This is a genomic window from Flavobacterium sp. FPG59 (genome assembly GCF_002150205.1).
Classification (GTDB): domain Bacteria; phylum Bacteroidota; class Bacteroidia; order Flavobacteriales; family Flavobacteriaceae; genus Flavobacterium.
On record NZ_MTCA01000366.1, the window covers coordinates 1 to 1,432 of the forward strand.

2 protein-coding genes are annotated in these 1,432 nt (G+C 32.7%); one reads left to right on the forward strand and one right to left on the reverse strand.

The genetic code is table 11. The features are described from left to right. Positions 1–4: 4 nt before the first annotated feature. The gene (locus FPG59_RS16000; protein ID WP_086455524.1) at positions 5–640 is read left to right on the forward strand and encodes a porin family protein; all 636 of its coding nucleotides are present in this window, start codon (positions 5–7) and stop codon (positions 638–640) included. A 30-nt stretch (positions 641–670) separates the two neighbouring features. On the opposite strand, the gene FPG59_RS16005 is transcribed toward FPG59_RS16000, so the two are convergent. Continuing rightward, positions 671–1,396, reverse strand: a complete 726-nt coding sequence (locus FPG59_RS16005) for an RNA methyltransferase (protein WP_086455523.1) — start codon at positions 1,394–1,396, stop codon at positions 671–673. Positions 1,397–1,432 lie beyond the last annotated feature (36 nt).

Sequence of the window (1,432 nt, forward strand, 5' to 3'; positions counted from 1 at the left end):
AGGTATTTTCAGCAAAGACCCCATTATAAATCTTGAAAATTTTCAGCAAAAAAAAGTGTATTTTGGATTTTTCTTGGGTTTTAATACTTTCGATTTTAAAATAGACTACAAGACAGAAACTCCAGATATTCTTGTAAAAAAGACAACAGGATTTAATGTAGGTATTGTAGGGGATTACAAACTACATGAATATATCAATCTGCGTTTTGAACCAGGATTGTATTATTCTAAAAGGGATTTAAACTACCCAAATTTTTCTAGTCCAAATGATGCATTAAGAGAAGTCAACAGCACATACATCCACTTCCCTCTTTTATTAAAATTCTCATCTTTAAGAACAGGAAACATTAGACCTTATGCACTAGGCGGGTTATCTGCAACACTCAACCTATCCAGCAATGCTAAATTAATGGACGATAACTTGCAACAACGTTTTAGGGTAAAAAGCTGGACTACAAATTACGAATTGGGATTTGGGATTGATGTGTTTTCAGAATACTTTATCTTCTCCCCTTCCATTAGAGGTGTTTTTGGAATTAATGATGAGTTAATTAGAGACAATGATCCAAATAGCCCGTGGACTAGTAATATTGAATCCCTAAAGTCCCGAGCAATTTTAATCAATTTTACATTTCATTAAAAAAAATAGGTCAAGCTCAAAGTTATCTTATTAGCCTCTACAAAATTCACTCAAAACAATTGCTGTAGCCGTTGCTACATTAAGACTTTCTGTTTTTTGTACAGCTCCAAATCTTGGTATTGTGAGTCTACTTGTAATTTTAGATTCTATTTCTTGTGATATTCCATTAGCCTCATTACCCATTACTATGATACCTTGTTTAGGCAAGGAACTTTGATAAATGTTTTCGCCATTCATAAACGTACCGAATACTGGTAGTTGTGTTTGACTTAAAAACAAATTCAAATCAACATAATTCACATTTACTCTTGAAATAGACCCCATTGTGGCTTGCACCACCTTTGGGTTATAAAGATCAACTGTTTCTTTTGAACAAAGCACTTGTTGGATTCCAAACCAATCACACAATCGTAAAATAGTGCCTAAATTTCCTGGATCTCTAATTGCATCAAGTGCAAGAATCAAACCCGAGGTTTTAATTTCTTTTTCTACGGGCATTTTAAATACTGCTAAACAAGAATTAGGAGTAGCTAGTGCTGAGATTTTCTTCAAGTCTTGATCTTGCAACATCGTTCTTATGGCAGGAGAAACATTTTCAAAATCATTTAAGGTAGTATACAAATGAACTAACTCAAAATTTGAATCTATTAGCTCTTGCACACCCTTTACCCCTTCGGCAAAAAATAATTGATGGGCTATTCTATATTTTTTTTGCTGTAAACTCGTTATAAGTTTTATTTGGTTTTTACTAACCATAAAAAAATGTACTTTTGAATTAAATATATTAAGACC

Bases quoted from the DNA above. Each gene is read 5' to 3' on its own strand.
- FPG59_RS16005 (WP_086455523.1), bottom strand. From the start codon at position 1,396: ATGGTTAGTAAAAACCAAATAAAACTTATAACGAGTTTACAGCAAAAA.